This is a genomic window from Niabella beijingensis (assembly GCF_020034665.1).
Classification (GTDB): Bacteria; Bacteroidota; Bacteroidia; order Chitinophagales; family Chitinophagaceae; genus Niabella; species Niabella beijingensis.
Genome location: NZ_JAIQDI010000001.1, coordinates 3,469,271 through 3,492,767 on the forward strand (window position 1 = coordinate 3,469,271; position 23,497 = coordinate 3,492,767).

The window sequence follows — 23,497 nt, forward strand, 5'->3', positions numbered from 1 at the left end:
GTTGACGGGTTTAAAAGTTAACGGATAAGCCAAAAGTGATTCCTTTTAACATCGGATAATTCATGCCCAGTGCACCGCTGCCGCTGGCTGCCACCTGGTCTACCGGCTGGGATGCATTTTCAGGATCGATGTTTTTGGTGAGTTTATACAGAGGCGAGAAGGTAAGCAGGTTCTCTCCGGAAACATAGATACGTGCATTGGTCATCCGTATACGGCTAATCCAGTTAGCAGGCAGGTTATAGCCAAGCTGAATGTTTTTCATCCGCAGGTAAGCCACATTTTGCAGGTACTTTGTTTGCGGAGGTGTCAACTCTGCAGATCCGTTCTGCGCCGAATAACCACGGTACCTGGGAAAATAGGCATCGGGATTTTCCTCCGACCAGATCCTGCCCAGCTGATAAGTAGGTACCTTGTTATAAGGCCGGTTGTACTGCCCCCAGAAATTCTTGGCTTCGGCACCGGGATACCAGTCCTGATGACCCACGCCCTGGAAGAACACGGAGAAAGAAATATTGTTCCAGGTGGCATCCAGTGAAATACCATAGGTATACCGGGGGAGCGAATTGCCAATAATACGACGGTCACCGGGTTTGTCAACAGTATTATCACCGTTATTGATAGCCCCGTCGCCATTCAGATCTGCAAACTTTATATCGCCGGGAAGAAACTTGCCGCTTGTAGAGGCCTTTAATCCGATTTGTGTCGGGATTCCGGTCTTTAAACTTCCGTCGGTGTTAAAATCACTCGCTGTAAAATAGCGTTCATTTACATAGCCCCATATCTCACCTACCCGTTGTCCCTCATAATAATCTGTCAGGAGCTTGGTGGGGTTATTAAATTTATCCACCTTGGCTATATAATCGCTCATCGTAAACCGGACGCCGTAATTGAATGGTTTACCGCCTACCTGTAGATCATCCCTCCAGCTGAGACTGGCCTCCCAGCCTCGGGTGGTAAGATCGGCATAGTTGCCTTTGGGGAATTTATTGGCGCCTGCAGCAGGGTCTACGCCATATACTGCAGGCTGGGTCATGGCATTGGTGAACATCCCGATGGTTTTGCGGATATAAGCGTCCGCTACCAGTGTCAATTTGTTTCTGAACAGACCGAGATCAATTCCCAGATCTACCGTACGGGATGCTTCCCAGGTAAGCCCATCGGGCAATACATTGGGCTGATCCGTATACTGGGGGCGTACACCGTTAAGGACGCGATCCGACTGGCGTATGGTAAATAATTCCATAAACCGATAGGGTGCAATGGCTCCGTTACCCAGTGATCCGTAAGATCCTCTGATCTTAAAATCATTGACCGCATTTTTTAAACCTTCCCAGAAAGACTCATTAGAAATGCGCCATCCCGCAGATACCGAAGGAAAGAAGGCGTAGCGCTGGTTCTCGGGGAAGCGGGAAGAGCCGTCATACCGGCCGTTGAACTCAACAAGGTAGCGGTCTTTATACGAATAGTTTAAACGGTAAAAACCACCATTGGTAACCCATTTCCTCCATCCGCCACTGGTGGTAGCCGACTGGCCAAGTGCAAGCGACAGATCTTCCGCGCCGGGATACATCAGGCCATTTCTGCCTATTGCAATCTGCTTGTAGGTAGATTGTTCATAGTTGTAACCGACAAGGCCTTTGAAGTAATGCCCGTTGCCGAGCTGGGGTTCATATTCCACATAAGTGTTGGAAGCAAAGTATTGGGTGGTCTGGTTTTGATTCTGGTAATCATTATAGTTGGTGCCCACATATTGTATCACACCGGGTTTGGTGCTGTAAGGAACAGGAACCCTTTTAGTTACCTGATCATTGTTTGTATTGGTTAAGGTATAATCTCCTTTTACACGAAGCCGATTATTAAAGAACTTGCTGTTGAATCCAACAGTACTTCTCAAAACGCGCTGATCCATGTCAATACCGTTTTGCCCAAGATAGAAATCCCCAACAGTGTAGGCTCCTGAATAGGTAAGTGTCCCATCGGGATTCAGCATCGGCACCATCGTATGACCCTCGTCCGCAATGTTCTGCCAGATACCGCCACCTTCACCAACGTTTATCGGGTTATGATACTTCATTTGGGAAAAATCATTGTTGGTGTAAATATTCAGCCAGTTGAATACCTGGAGCGAACCCTTGGCCCGGACATTATAAACACTGTAGTCATCCGAATTATAACGGAATAGCCCGGCTTGTTTAAAATAACGACCCGTTACCAGGAAGTCGGATTTTTCGCTGCCACCGGATATCGTGAGGTTATGCTCGGAGGCAGGCAGGTGATCCTTGTACAGCAGCTTGTACCAGTCGGTATTGTCATAGTAAACATATTCACCATCTGAATTTATATCTACTTTCGGTAGTGACGGATCTTTTGATCGTCTTTCCAACTCTTCCAAATATGCAGGAGAGAACTTTACGGTTTTATTTACATTTTTAGGTGTTTGCGAATAATCATTCCAGGCGGTCCAGGCTTCATTAAACATTTTGGCAAATGTGTAACCGTCTGTTACAAAATCGGGAACGGTAGTAGGCGATTTGACCGACTGATTGAATGAATAGTTAATCATTGTTTTGCCTTTCACCGGATTTTTTGTAGTGATGAGTACAACACCAAATGCAGCACGTGCACCATAAATGGCTGCTGAAGAGGCATCTTTCAAAACAGATACGCTGGCCACATCGTTGGGATTGATCTTACTCGGATCGCCCTCCACCCCGTCGATCAGCACCAGTGCATTGCCGCCCTGTCCAATAGAAGTGGTACCCCTGATATTATAAGCGGGAGAGTTGATGGGTTTTCCGTCGCGCGGTACCAGGTTCAGGTTGGGAATCTGTCCCTGAAGCCCCTGTGCCAGGTTGGGGACCGACCGGTTCTCCAGTACTTTGGAAGTGACCTGGTCCACCGCGCCTGTGAGGTTTACTTTTTTCTGGGTGCCATAACCCACAACGACCACCTCATTCATATCGGCCGCCTGCGATAGTTTCATTTTGATTGCAAGACGGAGCGTTTCACCGGCCCTGACATGGATCGTTTGCTGCTCCGTGGTGTACGAAACATGGGACACCGTCAGGGTATAATCACCGGGTTCAACGTTTAAACTGAAGCTTCCGTTTGCATCGGTAAGTGTGGTGGAATTCCGGCCTTCGATGGTGACCGTGGCACCTTCCACCGGTTTGTTTTCTGTGTTGGTCACTACTCCTTCAACGGAGGTCTGTATCTTTTTTGTTTCCGGTGGCGCAGCCATAGCGGAGAACATGCAAAGCATACAGGATAACAGCAGCATACAGTAGCTGCACAATCGCTTACAGCGATACCTAGACAATAAATGCATGATGATCGATTTTAAGGTGAGGGCAAATGTATTTACGACGTGTTAACGAATCGTTAAACCAAAATTACCAAAAAGGTGTATCCGGGACACAATGCCGTTTTTAAAGACAAAACGGCTGCCGGTCGTAAACCGCAGCCGTTTCCTGGTCATTAAAAGCCGGTTTAATCCCAGCCCGGATTTTGTTTCAGATCCGGATTCAGCACCATATCCGTGTTGGAGATGGGATGATAGTATTTTTTATCACTGAATTCACGATCCTCATCGTCTCTCCACAACACATAACCCTTGCTGCCCTCCGATAATTTGGAAGCAGTGCCGTCCAGCACATAATAGATCACCCCGGGCACTTTGGTTTCGGGTACCTTGTCTACAAACGCCACATCGGGACTGCCATTGCCATCGAGATCCATGGGCAGGTTCTTTGCCGGTACATAGATACCCCGCCATTGCATTTCCAGCAGTTTTCCCTTTTTCCAGCGCAGGAGGTCGGCATAACGCAGCCCCTCATACACCAGTTCTATGCCACGTTCCCGCCGTACTTCCAGCAGGTATTTATCCGTGATCTCAGGGAAGTAAGTGGTCTGCAGGTAGGTGTCGGCGGTCTGCGGTTCAATGGGGGTAACACCTGCGCGGGACCGGAGGGGGGCGATGGTCTTGCTCCACACCGTATTGTCCATTTTTCCAAGTTCGGCCATGGCCTCGGCATAGTTCAGCAGTACTTCTGCATAGCGGATCAGCGGAATGGAATTGTATGATTCCCCAACGCCGTCGAGCCGTTTATCATCCAGGCTGAACTTTAAAAGATGATAGCCGGTGAATGTGTATCCGAAATTAGGAGGTGCCGCGCTTCCGTCGCTCCGCTTATAACCCAGCGATCTTACGGTTTGTGCCAGCCGGTTATCGCGCTGTGCCATTTCCCGTACAAACTGAATGGTATCAAAACCCGGTTTGTCGGTAAAACGGGTACCGTCCGTATTAAGGTAGGTATTTACAAATTGTTTGATCAGCCCCCAGCGGGAACCATAAGTGGCACTGTTGAACTTCCAGGTCACCTCATGCCAGCGCCGCAGCGCATTGTTATAAACAACGGCGAACAATACTTCATCCGCAACCGGGTTTTCTGATGTGAACAGGGTGCGGTAATCGGAGGCGGGTTTATTGGTGGAGTAGAGTTTATACTGCCCGGCATCCATTATTTTTTTTGCTGCATCGGCTGCGGCTTCCAGCCATTGACCGGCGGTGCCTTCCAGTTTCAGCTCGGTGTGGTATTTTCTGAACGTGCCTTCAAAAAGACAGACCCGCGATTTGAATGCCAGCGCCACCTGCCGGGTAACGGTAGAAGCGGTGTTGTCCTTTGTGTCATTTATTTTTTCTGACGCAAAATTAAGATCGGCCAGTACGGAATCCATTACATCCGCCCTGCTGTTCTGGGTTTTATAAAGGTCGGGATCTGAAATGGACAGGGTTTTGGAATACCAGGGGACATCGCCAAAACGCTGCACCATATCAAAATAGAACCAGGCTCTGAAAAAGCGGGCGATACCGATATAGTGGTCCTTTACCTCCTGCGCGGTACCGGCTTTGTCGGCATTTTCGAGGAAATAATTGATGTTACGCAGGTTGGTCCAGTTCCAGGAGGGCTCATTTACAGAGGTATAGGAACCGGCAATGAATTGCGGGGACTGGTTCTTCGATGTGTACTCTCCCCATTCATCGTCGGTGGTAACGGTGAGCGCCGACGGAAGCATGCGCTGGTAAAAGGAAGTGGTATACAGGTTCAGGTCTTTTTCAGTATTGAAAAAGGACTGGGGAACCAATTGATCAAAAGGCTCTTTGTCAAGAAAGCTTTTGCTGCAGGAGGTAAGGAAAATCAGTGCTGCAGCGATATGTAAGGGGTGGAATATTTTTTTCATGGTATCGTAGATTAAAATGAAAGATTTAAACCGAATGTGATGGATTTAAGCATAGGATATGCATATCCCTGACCGCTGCCATTGGTAAGCTCACCAACGGGATTTTCCAGCACTTCCGGGTCGAAATTGTCCGTATGTTTGAACAGGCCGGAGAAGGTGAACAGGTTCTGACCGGTTACATAAATTTTTGCCTGTGCTATTCTCAGTCTGCTGAGCAGGCGGGTGGGCAGCGCATAATCCAGCGAGATATTCTTTATCCGCATGTAGCTGGCATCCTGCAGGTAGCGTGTTTGCGGCGCACCCAGTGAACGGTTGGTGTTCAGTGCCGTGTATCCGCGGAAGCGCGGGAAGTAGGCATCCGGATGCTCCTCCGTCCAGAAATCGTTCATCATTTTAGCAGGCTGGTATCCGTAAGGGCGGTTGTACGGTCCCCAGAACAGTCCGGCTTCCGGAGCAAAATACCAGTCCCTTTTGCCGATACCCTGGAAGAAGGCCGAGAGGCCGATCCCGTTCCATTGCAGGGCCACATTAAAGCCGTATTGATAACGCGGGGAAGTGTTTCCGATGATACGGCGGTCGCCGGGCTCGTCAACCGTATTCTTGCCCTGGTCGATCACGTTATCGCCGTTCAGATCGGCGAATTTCAGATCGCCCGGCAGCCATTCCCGGTTGTTGGAGTTCTGCAAAAAGTCCTGGTTGGCATGTTGCGCAATGTCCTGTTCTGAAGTAAAGAAGCCAAGCGTGGTATAGCCCCACAGTTCCCCGATCTCATGCCCCTCATAATAAGTGGAGGTCAGGGTTTTGGTAGGGTTATTGAATTTGGTGATAAAGGAACGGCTGTCCCACAATGATCCGCTGAAGCTGTACTGGAAGGGCTTTCCGAAAACAGTGGTGTTGTCTTTCCATGAAAGCGACAGTTCCCATCCTTTGGTAGACAGGTCGGCATAATTTCCAAAAGGCAATGCTGCCCCGAAAACTGCAGGCAGGGGTTGTGCCTGGGTAAACATACCGGTTGTTTTACGGTCGTACCAATCGAAGACCACGTCCAGCCGGCGGTCCAGCAGGGTCAGGTCGGCTCCCAGGTCAAAAGTGGTGGAGCGTTCCCAGGTAAGTCCATTGGGTATTACATTGGGTAATTGCGTATAGCTGGTTTGTACCCCGTTCAGGATCACGCTGGTCTTGGCAACCGACATGATCTCCAGGTACCGGTACGCGGCAACATTTCCGTTCCCGAGTGAGCCATAGGAGCCGCGCAGCTTAAATTCATTGATAAACGATTTCAATGGCTGGAAGAAGGATTCTTCCGATACGCGCCATCCGGCAGAAACAGAAGGGAAGAACCCAAAACGCTGCGTACTGGGGAACTTGGAGGATCCGTCATAGCGGCCGTTCAGTTCCAGCAGGTACCGGTTCTTAAAGTCATAGTTCAGCCGGTAGAACCAGCCGATATAGCTCCATTCCAGCCCGCCGCCGTTGATGCCATAGTTGAGGCCATCCATCAGGTTAAAGTCCGGTTTGTCTTCTACAAGGATCCCGTCACGACTGGCATTGAGCAGTTTGCTGGTAAAGGATTCCACGTTATAGCCGCCCAGGAGTTTAAGGTTGTGCGACCCGAAGCTCTTGGTATATTCCCCCGTGATGTTGGACCCGAGATAGCTTTCATTGGTATTGAGCTGACGCAGTAGGCTTCTGCCAAAGCGGTCGGTGCGACCGGGGGCGATGCTGTAGTTGATAAAGTTATTGGTACGTGTTTCGTCCTCGATCTTTTTTGAAAAGGTGATATCCGCTTTAAAGGTCAGCCGGTTCTTGATGGGGATCAGGGTAACGCCCGCGGTATTACGGACAAAGAAATTGTTGAGATCGGATTTGTTGTTCCCTTCAATATAGGAGGCTACGCCGGTATATACGCCGGAATGGGTATAGCTGCCATCGGGATTATAGATCACGGCCATGGGATAGCCCTGATGCTCGAACTGCCGCCAGATATTGCCATCGCCATCGGCAAACATGGGATACCGGTAATTAAAACTGCTGATATCGGTATTATTCTGGATGCTGATCCAGGGTGCGATGCGGACGGTCCCTTTTGCACGCAGGTTGTACTTATTGAATTTGTCACTGAGATAATTAAAAATACCATCCTGGTAATAATACCTTCCGGAGATATAGTAGTCGGCTTTTTCAGATCCACCGGAAATGCTTACGGCCTCTTCCACTGCCGGCATACTGTTTTTATACACCAGGTTGTACCAGTCGGTATTACCGAAATATTCGTACCGTTCTTTTTGTTCGTTGTATACCACCTGGGGCAGACTGGGATCTTCATCATGTTTTTTCAATTCATCCAGGTACTCCAGTGAGAACGGATAGATGTTGTTTACAGATATGGGATGCGATTTATAGTCATACCAGGCGTTGAACGCTTCATCAAAGTTTTTGGCCCACTGGTAGCCGTTGGTGACCAGCTTCGGGGTTATGATCCGTTTGTTGATGGTATAACTGCTGTTGACGTCTACCTTCACCCGCCCTTTTTTGGCCGACTTTGTAGTGATCAGTACCACCCCGAAAGCGGCCCTTGAACCGTAGATGGCGGCTGAAGAGGCATCTTTTAAAATGGAGACACTTTCCACATCGTTCGGGTTTACCAGGTTGGGATCGCCTTCCACACCATCGATCAGCACCAGGGCGCTTCCGCCGGCGCCGATGGAGGTAGCCCCGCGCAGGTTATAAGTAGCGCTTCGGGTGGGGCTGCCGTCTACCATTTTAATATTCAGGTTGGGCAATGCCCCCTGCAGCATGCGGGTAAGGTTGGGAGAGGGCCGGTCTTCCAATGCTTCGGAGCCGATCTGTGCAACGGCGCCGGTAAGGTTGATCTTTTTCTGCGTTCCATATCCTACTACCACTACTTCTTCCATGCTGCTTCCGGGTTTTGTCTGCAGCTCGATGGTGCGGGGCTCATTCTGACCCGATGTTACCGATAACTTCAGTTCTTTTGGGAGGTAGGAGACATGGGTGATGGAAAGGGTATAGGTGCCGGGCTTTAACCGCAGCTTAAAATAGCCGTCCACCCCGCTGAGGGCGGTAATGGATTGGTCCTGTACGGTAATAGTGGCACCGGTTACAGGGTTATGGGCGGAATCGGTAACGATTCCCGTCAGCTCGCTGTCCATACTTTGGGCAGCAGCCGTTTTTTGGTGGGCGCAGAGGGCCCAGCAATTAAAAAGCCCCATCAGCATTATGGCAAGGGCATACCTGTAAAGGGTTCGAGGTGATAAGTGCATAGCGTTTTTGTTTAGAAAGTGGCAAATCTATCGGGCAAACAATAACAAATCGTTAAGTAAATATTATCAAATTTAAAATAAAAAAAGTATTTTAAATTTAAAAAATAAGAAAAAGAAATAAAATTAAACTATATGCATAAGTATAGGAAAGCAATATTTTAAACAAAAAATGCTTCTTGTTGACAATTAATTATTTGCCGGAAAAGATCAGTTTTCAGGCAAATACGAAAGTCGGGGGTAAACTATAAGAAAATTAAAACAGACCGTAGAGCTGGGAGTCGATCTTGGAGATGATCTTTCCAAAATCCTCGCTGTTGTCCGCAAAGTTGTTCTTGTCTACATCGATAATAAGGAGTTTGCCTTCCTTATAACCGGCGATCCATTTGTTGTAGTATTCATTCAGGCGTTTCAGGTAGTCGAGACGGATGTTTTCCTCATATTCGCGGCCACGCTTCTGGATCTGACCCACCAGTGTTGGCACCGATGCATTCAGGTAGATCATCAGGTCGGGAGGGCGCACCATCGATTTCAATGTCTGGAAAAACTGATAATAGTTATCAAAGTCACGTTTGCTCATCAGTCCCATTTCGTGGAGGTTGGGTGCAAAGATGTTGGCATCTTCATAGATCGTCCGGTCCTGGATCACGGTTTCCGTCCCGTTCTGTATATCGATAAGCTGTTTTAACCGGCTGTTGAGGAAAAAGATCTGCAGGTTAAAACTCCATCGCGGCATATCATCATAAAAATCCATCAGATAAGGATTGTGATCCACATCCTCAAAATTGGGAATCCATTTATAATGCTTGCTCAGCATTTCGGTGAGGGTGGTTTTTCCGGCACCGATATTTCCGGCAATGGCAATATGTTTGGGTTTGGATTTCGATTTAGCCATAGTACGAAGATGAGAAAAGAATGGTTTTGTGGTGAAAAATAACCATTCTTTTTTAAATGATTTTATTTTTCTTAAAAGTATTTAAGTCCCATCGACTGGCGTACCAGCTGCATCGTCTTTTCTGCGTTTTCTGCTGCTTTCTGTGCACCTACTTTTAAAACAATACTCAGGGACCGCTCATCTTCCCGGATGGCTTTTGCCTTTTCGCGGATAGGACTGATAAAACGGACCATATCTTCTGCCAGTTGTTTTTTAAGATCACCATAGCGGATGGTACAGGCATTGAAATCTGCTTCGTATTTTTCAATCACGGACGGATCACTCACCAGTTTCATCAGGTCAAAAATATTGACAATATAATCCGGCTTTTCTGAATTAAGCTCTGTAGGACCGGCATCCGTCTTGGCTTTCATTACTTTTTTCCGTATCAGGTCATCTTCATCCGACAGGTAGATGGTGGCATACTGGTTCTCGCTTTTGCTCATTTTACCGGCACCATCCAGGCTGGGCACTTTAAGCAATTGTTCTCCGTAATTGAATGCCTTTGGCTCCGGGAACACTTCACCGTACCGGTGGTTAAAACGATTGCCAAAAGTGCGTGTCATCTCCAGGTGCTGCTCCTGGTCCTTGCCTACCGGTACATAGTGTGCACGGTGGATCAGGATATCGGATGCCATCAGTACGGGGTAGGTAAGCAGACCGGCATTCACATTTTCCGGCTGCAGTTTTACCTTGTCTTTAAAGGTAGTGGTTTTTTCCAGCTCGCCTTTATAGGCCAGCATATTCAAATAAAGATACAACTCGGTGGTCTGGGGCAACTCGCTCTGGCAGTACAACACACATTTATCCGGGTTGAGGCCGCTGGCCAGATAATAGGAGGTAACCGAAAGAATGTGGTCCCGGAGCTCTTTGGTATCCGGATGAGTAGTAAGTGAATGCAGGTCGGCTATAAAGAAATAACAATCGTATTCGTCCTGCATTTTTACATAATTGCTTAATGCGCCAAAATAATTTCCCAGGTGCAGCTGCCCCGTAGGCCGTATCCCGCTTAATACAATTTCACTTTTTTTACTCATAGGGCGCAAAGATAACTAATGTTTGAGGTTTTAAGCTCAAGGCAGGAGGCGGGCCGGCGGATATTTTTCTAACCGGTATATAACAACAAAGCCATTGCCAGGCAAGGCTGAGATTGTTTAAAATGCTGCATTTATCTCATGCTGATTACCGCGTTGTAAAATCAATGACCAATATTTTACTGTTATCGCGGGCAATCAGATGCTCCTGGTCTATTGCGTATGCGTCAGGTTATCGCCGCGCTGCGGCTGGGAGGGTTGTCAGCTACCCGGGGTTACAAAGATGGACGGCGCGCTGCGCCTGTTTTTATTTGACAATTGTATGGGAGGTACCGATATTCTGGGTGTTTCAGCCATATGAAGTCTTTCTTATCCTGACACATTATACAATTTGTCCCGATAGCTTGGAAATAGTTCAGCATCCAAACCGGCAGCTGGTCGTTAAGGATTGCTGAAATTCAAATGCCCTGGTCCGTGCCTCGCCAATGGGGAATATACATTATTAAATAAACAGGAGCGGTTCGGCCTGGGGCTCATTTAAGTCGTAGCACTGCTTTTTATTTATTGGCTTTCATAAATGGAAAGCAGGATGGGCCGGGGAGAAGCGTCAATAATGGCCTGCAGCTGTTTCAGAAAACCGGGACTTACCGTAGGACAGCCATCGCTCTGGCAGATCTCGTAATCCGTTTCCGCTTCGGGCACACAGGCGTGGGAGTGCAGTACCACGTAACGTTCAAAGGCATTACTGTTGCTGCTGTCCAGGCCGTAAAGCTTATAGGCCAGTCCGAACCTTCCCTGGTAAGGGTTGCCGATACGGTAATTGCCCAAAGAGGTACACATACTGCCCACTGTATTGCTGTAGCGCCGGCCTTCCAGCCATTTTTCACCACAGCGACCATGTGTCACCAGCCCGGCAGCAATAATCGAGTCCCTGTTCAGGTCATAAACAAAAAAACGGTTTTGGGAAGCGGCACGCTTCATATCGATCAGGAAGGCAATGCCGGAATTGAAACGATTGGCGCGGATGACGGCTTTAGCGGCAGCCAGTTGTGCTGCTGCGGGTTTGTAAACAGTGTTGGTTTCCGGGACTGCCTTAACCCGGCCCGGAATTGGGGTCATCCTGAACGATTCAGCATGTGTATTATAATAATAGAGGAAGCCGCCGGCAAGCAGCAGCAGGCTGAATGCCACCAGGAGTTTGTTCATAAAAAGCTTTTCAGGGAGATGCGGAGGCGCCGGATTTCCATAAAGACTTTGAGCAAAAAAAATCCCGGCACCACTAATGCTGCCGGGATAACTATTTATGGTATCCGGGTATTGCTAAAACTCGTGACCCAGTTTTTCTTTTTTGGTACGCAGGTATTTTTCATTGTGCTCGTTGGGAGTGATCACAATGGGTACGCTTTCCACGATCTCCAGGCCATAACCGATAAGGCCGATCCGTTTCCGGGGATTATTGCTCATCAGGCGGAGCTTTGTAACGTTCAGGTGGCGGAGGATCTGTGCGCCGACACCATAATCCCGCTCATCCATTTTAAAGCCCAGGTGCAGGTTGGCTTCCACGGTGTCCATGCCATTTTCCTGCAGTTTGTAGGCCTTCAGTTTATTCATCAGCCCGATGCCGCGGCCTTCCTGGTTCATGTAAAGAATAATTCCTTTTCCTTCCTGCTCCACCATCTGCATGGCTTTGTGCAGCTGGTCGCCACAGTCGCAGCGCAGGGAGCCCAGGATGTCTCCGGTAAAACAGGAGGAGTGTACTCTTGTCAGCACCGGTTCGCCTTTTTCCCATTCACCTTTGATCAGCGCCAGGTGTTCGTTGTTGCTGTTCTTATCTCTGAAAGCCACCAGGGTAAAATTGCCATATCGGGTAGGCATGTTCACCCGTACAATTTCTTCGATCAGCGAATCGCGTTTGAGGCGGTATTCGATCAGGTCTTTGATACAAATCAGCTTCAGATCAAATTTCTTCGCCACTTCGATCAGGTCCGGCAGGCGGGCCATAGTGCCGTCGTCATTCATGATCTCCACCAGCACGGCCCCATGCGGGTAAGGGAACCCGGCCAGCCGGGCCAGGTCGGTAGCTGCTTCGGTATGTCCTACCCGGCGCAGTACCCCGCCTTTTTTGGAGCGCAGCGGGAAAATATGCCCGGGACGGCCCAGGTCGGAAGGGTTGGTGAAGGGGTTATTGAGCGCTTCGATGGTCTTGGCCCTGTCGGAAGCGGAGATACCCGTACCACAGCCATTGCCCAGCAGGTCCACAGAAATGGTAAATGCCGTTTCATGCAAAGCGGTGTTGTTGGTAACCATGGGAGGCAGGTTCAGCTCATCGCATCGCTCTTCCGGCAGCGGGGTGCAGATAAGGCCGCGCCCGTTCTTGGCCATAAAATTTACGATCTCCGGTGTGATGGTAGCAGCAGCGGTAATAAAATCGCCTTCATTCTCACGGTCTTCATCATCTACAACAATTACCAGTTGGCCGTTTTTAACGGCCTCAATGGCGCTTTCTATTGTATCAAACATATTTTTTGCTGAAATTTATACAAAGATAACGATTGTAAGCGGGTTTGGTTCAGTATAGCAGTAGGGTTATCAGGAAGAACGGCTGGCATCCGGGATGTATGGCGGGTGGTTGTTGACGCGGATCAATATCCTGATTTGTTAAGAGACTGGTTACAATTTGTTAACATTTGGGGTCCAAATGTTAAAGTTTATTATGTTTCTTTGCCCCTTGAAATCACTTAATCCCAAAATTTATGTTTAAGAAAATTTATCTTGTTTTGGCTGTGGTATTGCTTTCCGTGGCCGGTCTGCATGCGCAGGTAACAACGAGTGGAGCCTCCGGAACTGTAAAAGGACAGAACGGGGAAGCCCTCGCTGGCGCAACGGTGGTATTAACCCATACACCAACGGGTACTGTATACAGCACTACATCCAAAACTGGCGGTGTATTCAATATTCAGAATATCAACCCCGGCGGACCTTATACCCTTGAAGTGTCCAATGTGGGCTATGAAACCTATACCTTATCTGATATCTCCATCCCCCTCGGCGATGTTTACCAGGCAACGGTGAACATGAGCACTGTGGCACAGCAGCTGTCTGAAATAATTGTATCCGGCGCCGCACGCAACCAGCGTATTGGTGCCGCCACCAATATTTCCAGAACACAGATCACCAATCTTCCCAATATCAACCGGAGCCTGATGGATGTGACCAAGCTCTCTCCCCAGGCGAATGGCGGAAGCTTTTTGGGAATGAGTAACCGGTTTAACAATATTACTGTGGATGGCTCTGTATTCAATAATAACTTTGGATTGGGTAGCAACCCGCTTCCCGGTGGTGCTTCGCAGCCGATCTCTATCGACGCGATCGACCAGGTACAGGTAAACCTGGCGCCGTATGATGTACGCCAGGCGGGCTTTACCGGAGCCGGTGTGAACGCGGTGACCCGTCGCGGTACCAATGAATTTTATGCAACGGTTTACGATTTTTACAGAAACCAGAGTTTTAACGGGAAAAAGATCGATGGTTTTGAAATGCCTTCTGTGCTGAAATCTTCTTCAAATGTTTTCGGCGCCAGCGTGGGTGGTCCTATTATTAAGAACAAACTATTCTTCTTTGTGAACGGGGAATATGAAAAGAAACTCAACCCCGGCCAAAGCTGGGTACCTTCAAAGCAAGCAGGTGACAAGAGTCCAAATGCTGTACCCAATGTACTGGAATCGGATATGGTGAAGATGAGCGATTTTCTTAAATCGAAATACGGTTACGACCCCGGCGGGTTCTCCGGTTACGATTTTAATACCAAGAATACCAAATTCCTGGGTCGCATCGACTGGAATATTAACGACTATCACCGGTTCTCGATCCGGTATAACCAGGCAGAAACCTCTGATGATGTATTGACCAATACCAGCAGCGGACCCAACCCGCGTATCTCCAACGGCCGTGTCGGGGGACCATCGGGTGGTTTAAACTTCTCCAATGCCAATTACACACAAAATAATAATGTATACTCACTGGTAGGTGAGCTGAACAGCAAATTCAGCAGTTCGGTTTCCAACCAGTTCCTGGCTTCCTTTACCAAGATCCACGATTTCCGCGCCACACCTGGCTCACAGTTTCCTTTTGTGGACATTATGCGGGATGCCAACAATGTGCTGATGAGTTTTGGTTCTGAGATCTATTCCTATCAGAACTATGTAAAGAACAATACCATAAACATTGCGGATAACCTTACCTGGAACCTGGGGCAGCACAACATCCTGGCGGGCGCCAGCTTTGATTATATGTCGTTCGAAAACTCGTTTGCCAACTTCGGCGGACAAAGCTATTACCGCTATGCTTCCATGCAGGATTTTATGGATAATAAAGCGCCCACCGTTTTTGCTATTACCTACAGCAATACAGACCGTGCAGCTGTAGAGGCAGCTAAGGCCAAATTTGGTCAGTTGGGCCTGTATTTACAGGATAATTATACCGTGAACGATCGTCTGAAACTGACCTACGGGGTGCGGTTTGATCTTCCGTTCTATCCCGGCGACAAAGTGTCTAACGACTCTTTATATGCCATTCCACTGCGTGATCCTTCGGGCCAGGAATTCCGCGCAGATGTGGGTGTCTGGCCCAAAGCAAGGCTGTTGGTATCTCCCCGTGTAGGCTTTACCTATACTGCCGGAGACGACCGGAGCTGGGTGGTTAGAGGCGGAACCGGCATCTTTACCGGAAGGATCCCGTTTGTATGGCTGGTAAACCAGTCGTCTGACAATGGGGTGCTGAATACTACGGCAACATATACCCCTTCCAATGCCAATATGAACGACTATCTATTTGATCCCAACCGTACAGCGCATGTGCCTCAGACCCTGCCCTCCAATTTGGGGATCGTCCAGGGTGCTTATTACAGTGTAACTTCTCCTGATTTTAAAATACCCCAGGTATGGAGAAGCAACCTGGCCATTGATAAAAGCTTTGGCGATGGATATACCGCTTCTATCGAAGGGATTTTCTCTAAAACCATTAATGCTGTTTATCATTACAATGCCAACCTGGGTGATGTAAAAGGACCGCGTACCGGTTTTGGCGGTGATGACCGGAATACCTATAACAAGTACTATACTACCAAAGTAGATCAGGTGTTTGTAATGGACAATACTTCCAAAGGCTCTTCATTTGCGCTTACGGCAGCACTGGCGCGCAGGTTCTCTAAAAACTGGCAGGCTTCTGTGGCTTATACCTACGCCAATGCAAAGGATATTTCTCCCAACAATGGGGACCGCTCCCAGAGCTCCTGGACCCAGAACGCGATCATTGCCAATCCCAATGCACCGGAGCTGGGTTATTCCGCCTACAATATTCCGCATCGGGTAAACGCCTATGCATCTTACCGGTTTGAGTATGCCAATAAAAACCTGGCCAGCACGATTACCCTGTTTTACTCTGGTGCTTCCCAGCAACGCTACCTGTACCGGTATGGCGGCGATATCAATGGAGATGGTGCCACCAACGACCTGTTCTTTATACCTGAATCAAGAAACGGACTGGAACAGCAGTTTACAACACTGCAGGTTAAGAATGCTGCTGGAGATGTAACTGCCACTTATACTCCTGAAGAACAGGCAGACGCTTTCTGGTCTTTTGTTGAAAATGATAAACAACTGAAAAACCGTAAGGGAGAATATGTGGATCGTTTTGATGCATTATTACCATGGGTAAACCAGCTGGATCTGCGGTTCCTTCAAGACATCCGGCCTACCATCGGCAATCGCAAGCATACCTTCCAGATCAGCGTGGATATTCAGAACCTGTTGAACATGTTCAACGATGGATGGGGTAACAGGTATACTTATAACTATGGAGGTTTCTCCGACCAGGGTATCCTTGGGGTAAGCAGCGGTAAGTATACTTATAATCCAACCAGTCCTAAAACGGTATACAGCAAGGCCAATAACTTTGGCAGCACCTGGAACATGCAGCTGGGTATCCGTTATATCTTTTAATGCAACTACCAATACTAAAATTGTCAAAACCGCCTCCGGGCGGTTTTTTGCTTTTCAGGAGGTATTGGGAACTCCAGGCAGCGCAGCCATACGATGCACTGCATAGATTAGCTTGTTCATATGTTTTAGGTTGTGCCTGTTACCTGGGCCATTTATTAAGCCGGAATTATTTATTACTGCTATACAATTATACTCTTGCTGCAATTAGTGAGAAGCTCAGTAATGCTGCTGCGCCGGCCGGGAGGCCTGCGCAAGAGAATTATTTATTGCGATAATTTTTCAAATTATTTTGGCAAATGTGCGATCAGTTCAACTTCTAATTTTGCTTTCGGCATATATAGTCGCTCGATTTGTACCCAAGTTGCTGCCGGGAAGTCGCCCTTGTAAAATTCCTTTCTTATATTATTATATTTTTTCATTGCCTCAATGTCTGTTGTATATAAATTCTCTTTTACCACATTTTCAAATGTCGCTCCATAGCTGGATAGCGAAGCTTTTAAAGCCTTATAAACAGAAGTGATGCCTTCAGGCGTTATATCATTTGTTACTGCACCTGAAATGTAGAGAACATTGTCAACTTTTAGAACTTGAGTATAGCCAGCAACTGTATCTTGTTTTGCCTTATTGTTCCAATGCCATTTTTCTTTTTCAATTTTTGCTTCTTGTGAAAACGCTTTGCAAAAGACTAAAAGAAAGAATAATAGGATGAAATATCGCATAGCTGTTTAATTTAAATAAGGTTTCAGTAAAAATAGTCAATGCGTATGAGAGATAGTGAAAAATGCAAAAGTGAACAGTATTTCCAGGTAACTATGCTTTCTGCTGGTTACCGGTCGGGAGGCCTGCGCCAGAAAGTTATTTATCCATAGGCTCAGTTTTTTTATGGGCATGCCCTGTTATGTGGAACCGGGCGCGACCTGCGCGACACAGGCCTTTCGTCTGCCAGGGAGAGGAACAATTTTTTTCATCTTGTTCCGGTAACTATAGAACCGCTTCGCTGAGGGCAGCGACCGGGCAATGGATTTTTTGTAAAGGCCATAGGCCTGATTGATTTTTTAACTCCCGGAATTTATTCCGGGGGGACCCACATGCTACGGAGCGCAGGAGTGCCATGGGCACGGTGCATAAAAGCAACGGTTTAGCGGGCAGGGTAAAACCCAGGTACCCCCACCTGAAAGCAGGGGGGAGGTGCCTAATACCTAAACTAATTTATCAAAATCCTAAGCCGTTGAAGCAAAAAGCTAAACCGGCCCACCTAAAAGCTTCGCGCGCGAAGCTTTTTTCTATGTTAAGGGTATACAAAACCTAAACTGACCAGAGAGAGAAGGTGGGTACCCCCACCTGCACAGGTGGGTGCGTTTAGGCAAAAGCTTCAACAGTTTAACAAATTGCTTTGCAAGCTAAGGTAAAAGCCTGGTGCGTTTGGGTTTTAGGTACGCGGGGGTACCCGGGAGGTGGGGTAAAGTAGTGCGGAGCAGGCGGGGGAAATAAATGCATAACCGGGATGAAAGAGTGCCGCTTTGTTTGCCTGCCGGCATGTTACCTGTTGCGCTTGCCCCGCTTATCTCGTTTATGTAAGAAACTGCCTTTATGAAAAAGATATATTTCCTGTTTATAAGCCTGATGGCATTGGCTGTTATTTCCTGTACAAAGGAGGAGCTGAGTACAGAAAGGTTCTATGGCAGCTGGAGATTGCTGGCTTTTGTAACTCATGGAGCTTCATCCTTACCAGAAACCTACCTGGGGAGTGGTACCTACATCGAACTGAAGAGCACGGGGGTGCTTAGCCAGTATACTGACGGCAAGATGACTGCTACAGAAAAAATCAAGATAGAAAGACGAACCGCTGACTGCAGCGAGCCGAAGGGACAAAAATATTGGGCGCTGGAATATGAAAGCGGTAGCCATGAGGCTATTAAAGTAGATAAGGATACGCTTACAATTTATACGCCGCCCTGCTTATACGACGGCCGCGTGGTTACCTATGTGCGGATGCGCAACTAACGGGAGACAGGTCTTTTTTCATTGCGGGTATGAGACTCAAATGTATAAAACGGTTTTGATTTTTCGGGGAGCAGATTTGATACAACCTGCAAGTGGCTGCACAGGATGGTCTTGCGGGGTACAGGTTGTGGCAACTGAGAGCTTTGGATATGCCATGATGAGCCGGTGCTGATTTTACCTACTTCCATCCATATAACTGGTTGCTGTAAAAGGTCCATTCCGGTGTTTGGATAACGGCGGCGTCCGTTAATGCATACCAGGGACCGCCTTCTTCATCAGTTGGGTTTTTAAGAATATGAATGTCCTGTGCCGGCATATAACTCTGTGCCAGCAGGTAGCTTTTTTTACCTTTTTTATTTTCGGCCATGTCCACAACGATCACAGCATGACCGGGGGCGCCGGGTTTTAAGAACACATCGCCGGGTTGCAGCTCCTTCAGCGGCTTTGAATAAAGCGATGAGGGTAGTGTGGCGGTGCCACAATAGGCAAAAACGGTTTCCAGGTATTGCAGCAGTGTGGCATGGGTACTGGTAACGGGGCTGCCGGATACTTCTATGAGCTTTCTCCCGGAGAGCCGGTAACGGGTGCCTTTCAGCCAGCGGTCGTACCGGATCCAGGTGCCATCGCCGGCATTGAACCGGATCTCACTGAACCGTTTTGCAGCAAACAGGTATTCCGCACGCAGCCGCATTACCGCATCGGCGCATTGCTGCAGGTCTTTCGTGCCCACGCTTACATCCAGTACGGCGTATTGTGCCTGCTGGTTCTCTTTTAATGTGCCATTAAAAAGGTGTACCTGTTTGTCTTTTTTTAGCGGCAGCTGTTGCAGGTAAGTAGCAAAAGCAGCAGCCGGTTGCTGATGGCGGGTAAAACCTTCCGGAACACGGATCCGCGAAATGGTGGCGGGCAGGACCTCCTCCGGTAATGCAGACGGTACTGTTGTTATTGCGGCGGCATCCGGTGCTGCATATTCGCAGGCCGGAAAAAGCCAGCTGCCGAGGATCAGAAGCAGGGGTGTGATTTTCATGCGCATGGTGCATTTAAATAAGGAAAATGTTTTAGAGATAGGAGTAGTGCAGCGCTAAATTCCATAAACAGATTAAAGGGCAACCATTATCTTTGTCCGCGATGCAATCCCAGGGAATTACGATCTATACAGACGGTGCGGCGCGCGGCAATCCCGGCCCCGGTGGTTATGGTGTGCTGCTGATGTACGGCAAACACGTGAAGGAATTATCCGGCGGCTTTAAGCGCACTACCAATAACCGTATGGAACTGATGGCCGTAATTGAAGGGATAAAGACACTAAAAACAAGCGAGCTGCCGGTAACCATTTATTCCGACAGTCAGTATGTAGTGAACTCCGTTACCAAAGGCTGGCTGAATAACTGGGTACGTACCGATTTTAAAGGCGGTAAGAAGAATAAAGACCTCTGGATGCAATACCACCAGCTGTCAAAGAAATACCAGATCCGTTTTGTATGGGTAAAGGGACATGCAGACAACCCCTATAACAATCGCTGCGATGAACTGGCCACTGCTGCGGCTGATGGGCGCAACCTGGCGGAAGACGTAGGGTACGAGGGGTGAGAATTGAGATTTGAGAAACGGGACGGGTGGCTGAAAGCTGACTGCTGAAATCTCAAATCTGACGTCTCAATTCTGATCTCAGCATTCCGGCAAACTCAGCGGTACATGCACTGCCAACCCGCCGTCAGCTGTTTCCTTGTATTTAAAGTTCATATCCTGGGCCGTGTCCCACATGGTCTTGATCACATCGTCCAGCGATACCCGGGCAAAGTCGGGTGTACTCTGCAATGCCAGCTGGGAAGCAGTGATGGCCTTGATGGCTCCCATGGTATTCCGCTCGATACAGGGTACCTGCACCAGTCCGCCGATCGGATCGCAGGTCATGCCCAGGTGATGTTCCATGGCAATTTCCGCAGCCATCATGGCCTGCTTTTGTGAGCCGCCCAGTCCTTCGGTCAATGCCGCAGCAGCCATGGAAGAAGAAACACCGATCTCCGCCTGGCAACCACCCATGGCGGCCGATATGGTGGATTCTTTTTTAAAGATGCTCCCGATCTCTGCTGCTGTCATTAAAAATTTATGGATGCGTTCGCGGTTGCCGGCTTCCGGGTCGTCGGCACAAAAAATGATAAAATAGTGCAGCACCGCAGGTATTACACCGGCCGACCCGTTTGTAGGGGCCGTAACCACACGTCCGAAGGATGCATTTTCTTCGTTGACGGCCAGCGCAAAACAGCTGACCCAGTCCAGCGTATAACGGAAGCTGCTGCCCCCGTTGCGGATCAGCGCGATCCATTCTTCATAGCTGTTATAGGACGCATTGCCGATGAGTTTTTTATTGAGTGCAGCAGCACGCCGCCGCACATTTAAGCCGCCGGGCAGCACACCGGTTTTATGACAGCCGCGGTAGATACAGTCGCGCATGGCCTCCCATATTTTGGTAAGCCCCTCACTGGTCTCTTTTTCACCGCGCCAGGCCTGTTCATTCTCCGCTACAATATCGCTGATGGGAAGCCCGGTCTTGATGCACCAGCGCAGGAGATCATCGGCATCATCAATCGGAAAAGGCAGCAGCACATTATTGTTGAGCACTGTTTCTTCTCCCTCTTCCTTTACAAATCCGCCGCCGATGGAGTAATAGGTTTTTGCAATATTATTGCCGTTTTCGAGCGTTGCCAGGAAGGTAAGCCCATTGGAGTGATAGGGGAGGGTTTCCGAAAAAAGGAATTCAATATCCTGTTCGGGATCAAAGGCAACAGGATGACTGCCACCAAGAACCAGTTGTTTTGCTTCCCTTATGTCTGCAATAGTGCTGTCGATCTTTTCCACATCAAAGGTCACAGGGTCATAGCCACAGAGACCAAGCTGTACAGCAATATCAGTGCCGTGGCCAACACCCGTTTTGGCAAGGGAACCATAGAGCAGCACCTTCAGCCGCACCACCTGGTCCAGCTGCCCCTGCTGTTTTAAAAATGCCAGGAACCGCTCTGCAGCCCGCCAGGGACCAAGGGTGTGGGAGCTGGAGGGCCCTACACCGATCTTCAACATATCAAAAACCGAAATCGGCTCGTATTGCATATAACAATCTTTAATGATCGAAATTACAACAAAGCCGGTGATTGTAAGTTTAAGAAAATAAAAGCAGTGGTACGGGGAGGCTAATGGTAACGAACCGGTCAGAGCGGGACTGTGCTGCAAGGACTTTTCTTTCGCCTGCCGTAAGACCTTTACGCTCCGGTATTATTTATCAGTGCGTTACTGCGCCACTTTGATCAATTCGATATCAAAAAACAAGGGCTGATTGGTGAGTGCCCCGTATCGCGGATCGCAGCCGTAAGCCAGGGCTGACGGAAGCAGCAGCTTGATGCGGCCACCCTCCCTGATCTTGGCAAGGCCTTCCTGCCAGCCGGGAATGATCTGGCTGAGCCGCAGCTCTGTGCCATCGGGATGTGCGGCATAAGTAGAATCGAAGCCCTTGCCGGTCAGCAGGCGCCCCATATATTTAACTGTAACCAGGCTGGATGCTTCCGGCTTCGGACCGGCTCCGGGGTCAATGATCTCCCACATCATCCAGTTGCTGGTATTCGTATCGATAGTGATGGCACTATCCCGTGCATATTTTTTCATTTGTGCCGTATCACTGATCACATCCCTGGGTTCACAGCTGGTAACTTCTTCTTCTTTAAGGCAGCCGATCAGCAGCAGACCAAGAATTACGGCAATGCCCGCGTATGCTTTTTTATTCATTCAATCAGGTGTTAATGCGCCATCCCAACCGGGATAACGCTTTCGGGAAACGCTGCAATTTACAGTAAACTGCTGAATGCCGGTTGTTAATATAAATGAGGCCGTATCAGCGTTGTTTTAAATTAAAATGTCATGCTTACCGGATCCTGCCGGAACAGCATGACATTAATAACTTTTGCGACCTCCTTTTGAAGGGCCGGGATCAATGACCTTAGTTGGTCACTTTTACCAGCTCTACGTAAAAATAAAGGGGCTGGTCTGGCGGAATGCTTAAATAACCGGTACATCCGTAAGCCAGCGAGGAAGGCACGATGAGCTTGATGACGCCGCCTTCTTTGATCTTGGGAATGCCGATCTGCCAGCCGGAGATCACCCCGTTTAGCGGAAATTCCACACCCTGGGCCGATGCATCAAACTGCTGGCCGTTTAAAAAGCGGCCCACATATTTGGCGGTTACCTTGCTGGTGGCCGCAGGTGTGGCACCGGTTCCGGGCGTGATGATTTCATACATCACGCCAGTGGCATCCGTGGTAACGTTGATGGAGCTATCGGTTGCATATTTTTCCATGGCAGTTTTTTCGCTTTCCACGGATTTAGGTGTGCAGGGTTTTACATCATCATTTTTCAGACAGCCGGTTACAAGTATGCCCAGTATCGCAGCCAGGCCAATGATTTTTTTCATATTAAGATTTTGGGAACTGTTTTATTTGAACTTTAATAATTGCGTGTCATATCCGTCAGTTCATATTCGTACACCAGCTGGGAGTTGGGCGGTATCCTATTAAGGCCCTGCACCGGGGTACAGCCAAACTGGATGGAGGACGGTATGACCAGGCGGATCTTTCCTCCTTTTGAAATTTTGCTGAGCGCATATACCACATAAACGCCGGAACTGAAATTCCTCAATGGTGCCGTTGGCGGATCTTTTACGGTGAGGGAATCCACCAGTGTGCCGTTCATCAGCCGGCCTTTATATCGAAAGGATACCAGCGAATCGATGGTGGGGTGGGTGGTACCGCTGCCCGCATCTTCAACAAAATAATACACCTGTGCCTGGTTGTCGAATGTGTACTGCCTCTGCTGCTGATTCGCCAGGAGAAAGGAGTCAATGATCTTCCGGTCCTGGGCAAGCGTCAGCTTGTTGGTACAGGGCGATTTATCCCCCGATTTGGAACAACCGGCTGCCAGGGCTGCAATAAAAAAGAGAATTGAAATTCCTTTTTTCATATC

At 48.5% G+C, this 23,497-nt stretch carries 16 protein-coding genes; 3 read left to right on the forward strand and 13 right to left on the reverse strand.

The genetic code is table 11. The annotated features are described in order from the left end of the window. Positions 1-10: 10 nt before the first annotated feature. From K7B07_RS14600 to K7B07_RS14630, 7 genes are all read right to left on the reverse strand, one after another. The gene (locus tag K7B07_RS14600; protein ID WP_223710820.1) at positions 11-3,328 is read right to left on the reverse strand and encodes a SusC/RagA family TonB-linked outer membrane protein; all 3,318 of its coding nucleotides are present in this window, start codon (positions 3,326-3,328) and stop codon (positions 11-13) included. Positions 3,329-3,489: 161 nt separating this feature from the next. Beyond that, positions 3,490-5,241 carry a RagB/SusD family nutrient uptake outer membrane protein gene (locus tag K7B07_RS14605; RefSeq protein WP_223710821.1) on the reverse strand — a complete coding sequence of 584 codons (1,752 nt, stop codon included), beginning with the start codon at positions 5,239-5,241 and terminating at the stop codon, positions 3,490-3,492. Between the two features lie 11 nt (positions 5,242-5,252). Beyond that, positions 5,253-8,522, reverse strand: a complete 3,270-nt coding sequence (locus K7B07_RS14610) for a SusC/RagA family TonB-linked outer membrane protein (protein WP_223710823.1) — start codon at positions 8,520-8,522, stop codon at positions 5,253-5,255. Between the two features lie 253 nt (positions 8,523-8,775). After that, the gene (locus K7B07_RS14615) at positions 8,776-9,414 is read right to left on the reverse strand and encodes a deoxynucleoside kinase (protein WP_223710825.1); all 639 of its coding nucleotides are present in this window, start codon (positions 9,412-9,414) and stop codon (positions 8,776-8,778) included. A gap of 71 nt (positions 9,415-9,485) precedes the next feature. Continuing rightward, on the reverse strand, positions 9,486-10,490 hold the full coding sequence (gene trpS, locus K7B07_RS14620; protein WP_223710827.1) for a tryptophan--tRNA ligase: 1,005 nt from the start codon (positions 10,488-10,490) through the stop codon (positions 9,486-9,488). 558 nt (positions 10,491-11,048) lie between these two features. Further along, the gene (locus tag K7B07_RS14625) at positions 11,049-11,693 is read right to left on the reverse strand and encodes a murein L,D-transpeptidase catalytic domain-containing protein (protein ID WP_223710829.1); all 645 of its coding nucleotides are present in this window, start codon (positions 11,691-11,693) and stop codon (positions 11,049-11,051) included. A gap of 114 nt (positions 11,694-11,807) precedes the next feature. Beyond that, on the reverse strand, positions 11,808-13,007 hold the full coding sequence (locus K7B07_RS14630) for a bifunctional 3,4-dihydroxy-2-butanone-4-phosphate synthase/GTP cyclohydrolase II (RefSeq protein ID WP_223710831.1): 1,200 nt from the start codon (positions 13,005-13,007) through the stop codon (positions 11,808-11,810). A gap of 233 nt (positions 13,008-13,240) precedes the next feature. Between K7B07_RS14630 and K7B07_RS14635 the strand changes: the two genes are divergently transcribed. Next, on the forward strand, positions 13,241-16,486 hold the full coding sequence (locus K7B07_RS14635) for a TonB-dependent receptor (RefSeq protein ID WP_223710833.1): 3,246 nt from the start codon (positions 13,241-13,243) through the stop codon (positions 16,484-16,486). 284 nt (positions 16,487-16,770) lie between these two features. Here K7B07_RS14635 and K7B07_RS14640 read toward each other — a convergent pair whose 3' ends face one another. After that, complete coding sequence (locus K7B07_RS14640; protein WP_223710834.1) at positions 16,771-17,205, reverse strand: RidA family protein; 435 nt, start codon at positions 17,203-17,205, stop codon at positions 16,771-16,773. Positions 17,206-18,076: 871 nt separating this feature from the next. On the opposite strand from K7B07_RS14640, the gene K7B07_RS14645 reads away from it, so the two are divergent. Then, a complete protein-coding gene (locus K7B07_RS14645) occupies positions 18,077-18,490 on the forward strand; it encodes a hypothetical protein (protein ID WP_223710836.1) in 414 nt (137 codons plus the stop codon). Between the two features lie 178 nt (positions 18,491-18,668). Here K7B07_RS14645 and K7B07_RS14650 read toward each other — a convergent pair whose 3' ends face one another. Then, complete coding sequence (locus K7B07_RS14650; protein ID WP_223710838.1) at positions 18,669-19,517, reverse strand: DUF4846 domain-containing protein; 849 nt, start codon at positions 19,515-19,517, stop codon at positions 18,669-18,671. 101 nt (positions 19,518-19,618) lie between these two features. On the opposite strand from K7B07_RS14650, the gene rnhA reads away from it, so the two are divergent. After that, positions 19,619-20,080, forward strand: a complete 462-nt coding sequence (gene rnhA, locus K7B07_RS14655) for a ribonuclease HI (RefSeq protein ID WP_223710839.1) — start codon at positions 19,619-19,621, stop codon at positions 20,078-20,080. Positions 20,081-20,158: 78 nt separating this feature from the next. Here rnhA and K7B07_RS14660 read toward each other — a convergent pair whose 3' ends face one another. From K7B07_RS14660 to K7B07_RS14675, 4 genes are all read right to left on the reverse strand, one after another. Further along, positions 20,159-21,598 (reverse strand): L-serine ammonia-lyase, encoded by a 1,440-nt coding sequence (locus K7B07_RS14660; protein WP_223710841.1) that lies wholly within the window; start codon positions 21,596-21,598, stop codon positions 20,159-20,161. A gap of 177 nt (positions 21,599-21,775) precedes the next feature. Beyond that, the gene (locus tag K7B07_RS14665; protein WP_223710843.1) at positions 21,776-22,267 is read right to left on the reverse strand and encodes an FKBP-type peptidyl-prolyl cis-trans isomerase; all 492 of its coding nucleotides are present in this window, start codon (positions 22,265-22,267) and stop codon (positions 21,776-21,778) included. A gap of 211 nt (positions 22,268-22,478) precedes the next feature. Beyond that, a complete protein-coding gene (locus K7B07_RS14670; RefSeq protein ID WP_223710845.1) occupies positions 22,479-22,949 on the reverse strand; it encodes an FKBP-type peptidyl-prolyl cis-trans isomerase in 471 nt (156 codons plus the stop codon). A gap of 32 nt (positions 22,950-22,981) precedes the next feature. Further along, positions 22,982-23,494, reverse strand: a complete 513-nt coding sequence (locus K7B07_RS14675; protein WP_223710846.1) for an FKBP-type peptidyl-prolyl cis-trans isomerase — start codon at positions 23,492-23,494, stop codon at positions 22,982-22,984. Positions 23,495-23,497: the final 3 nt, after the last annotated feature.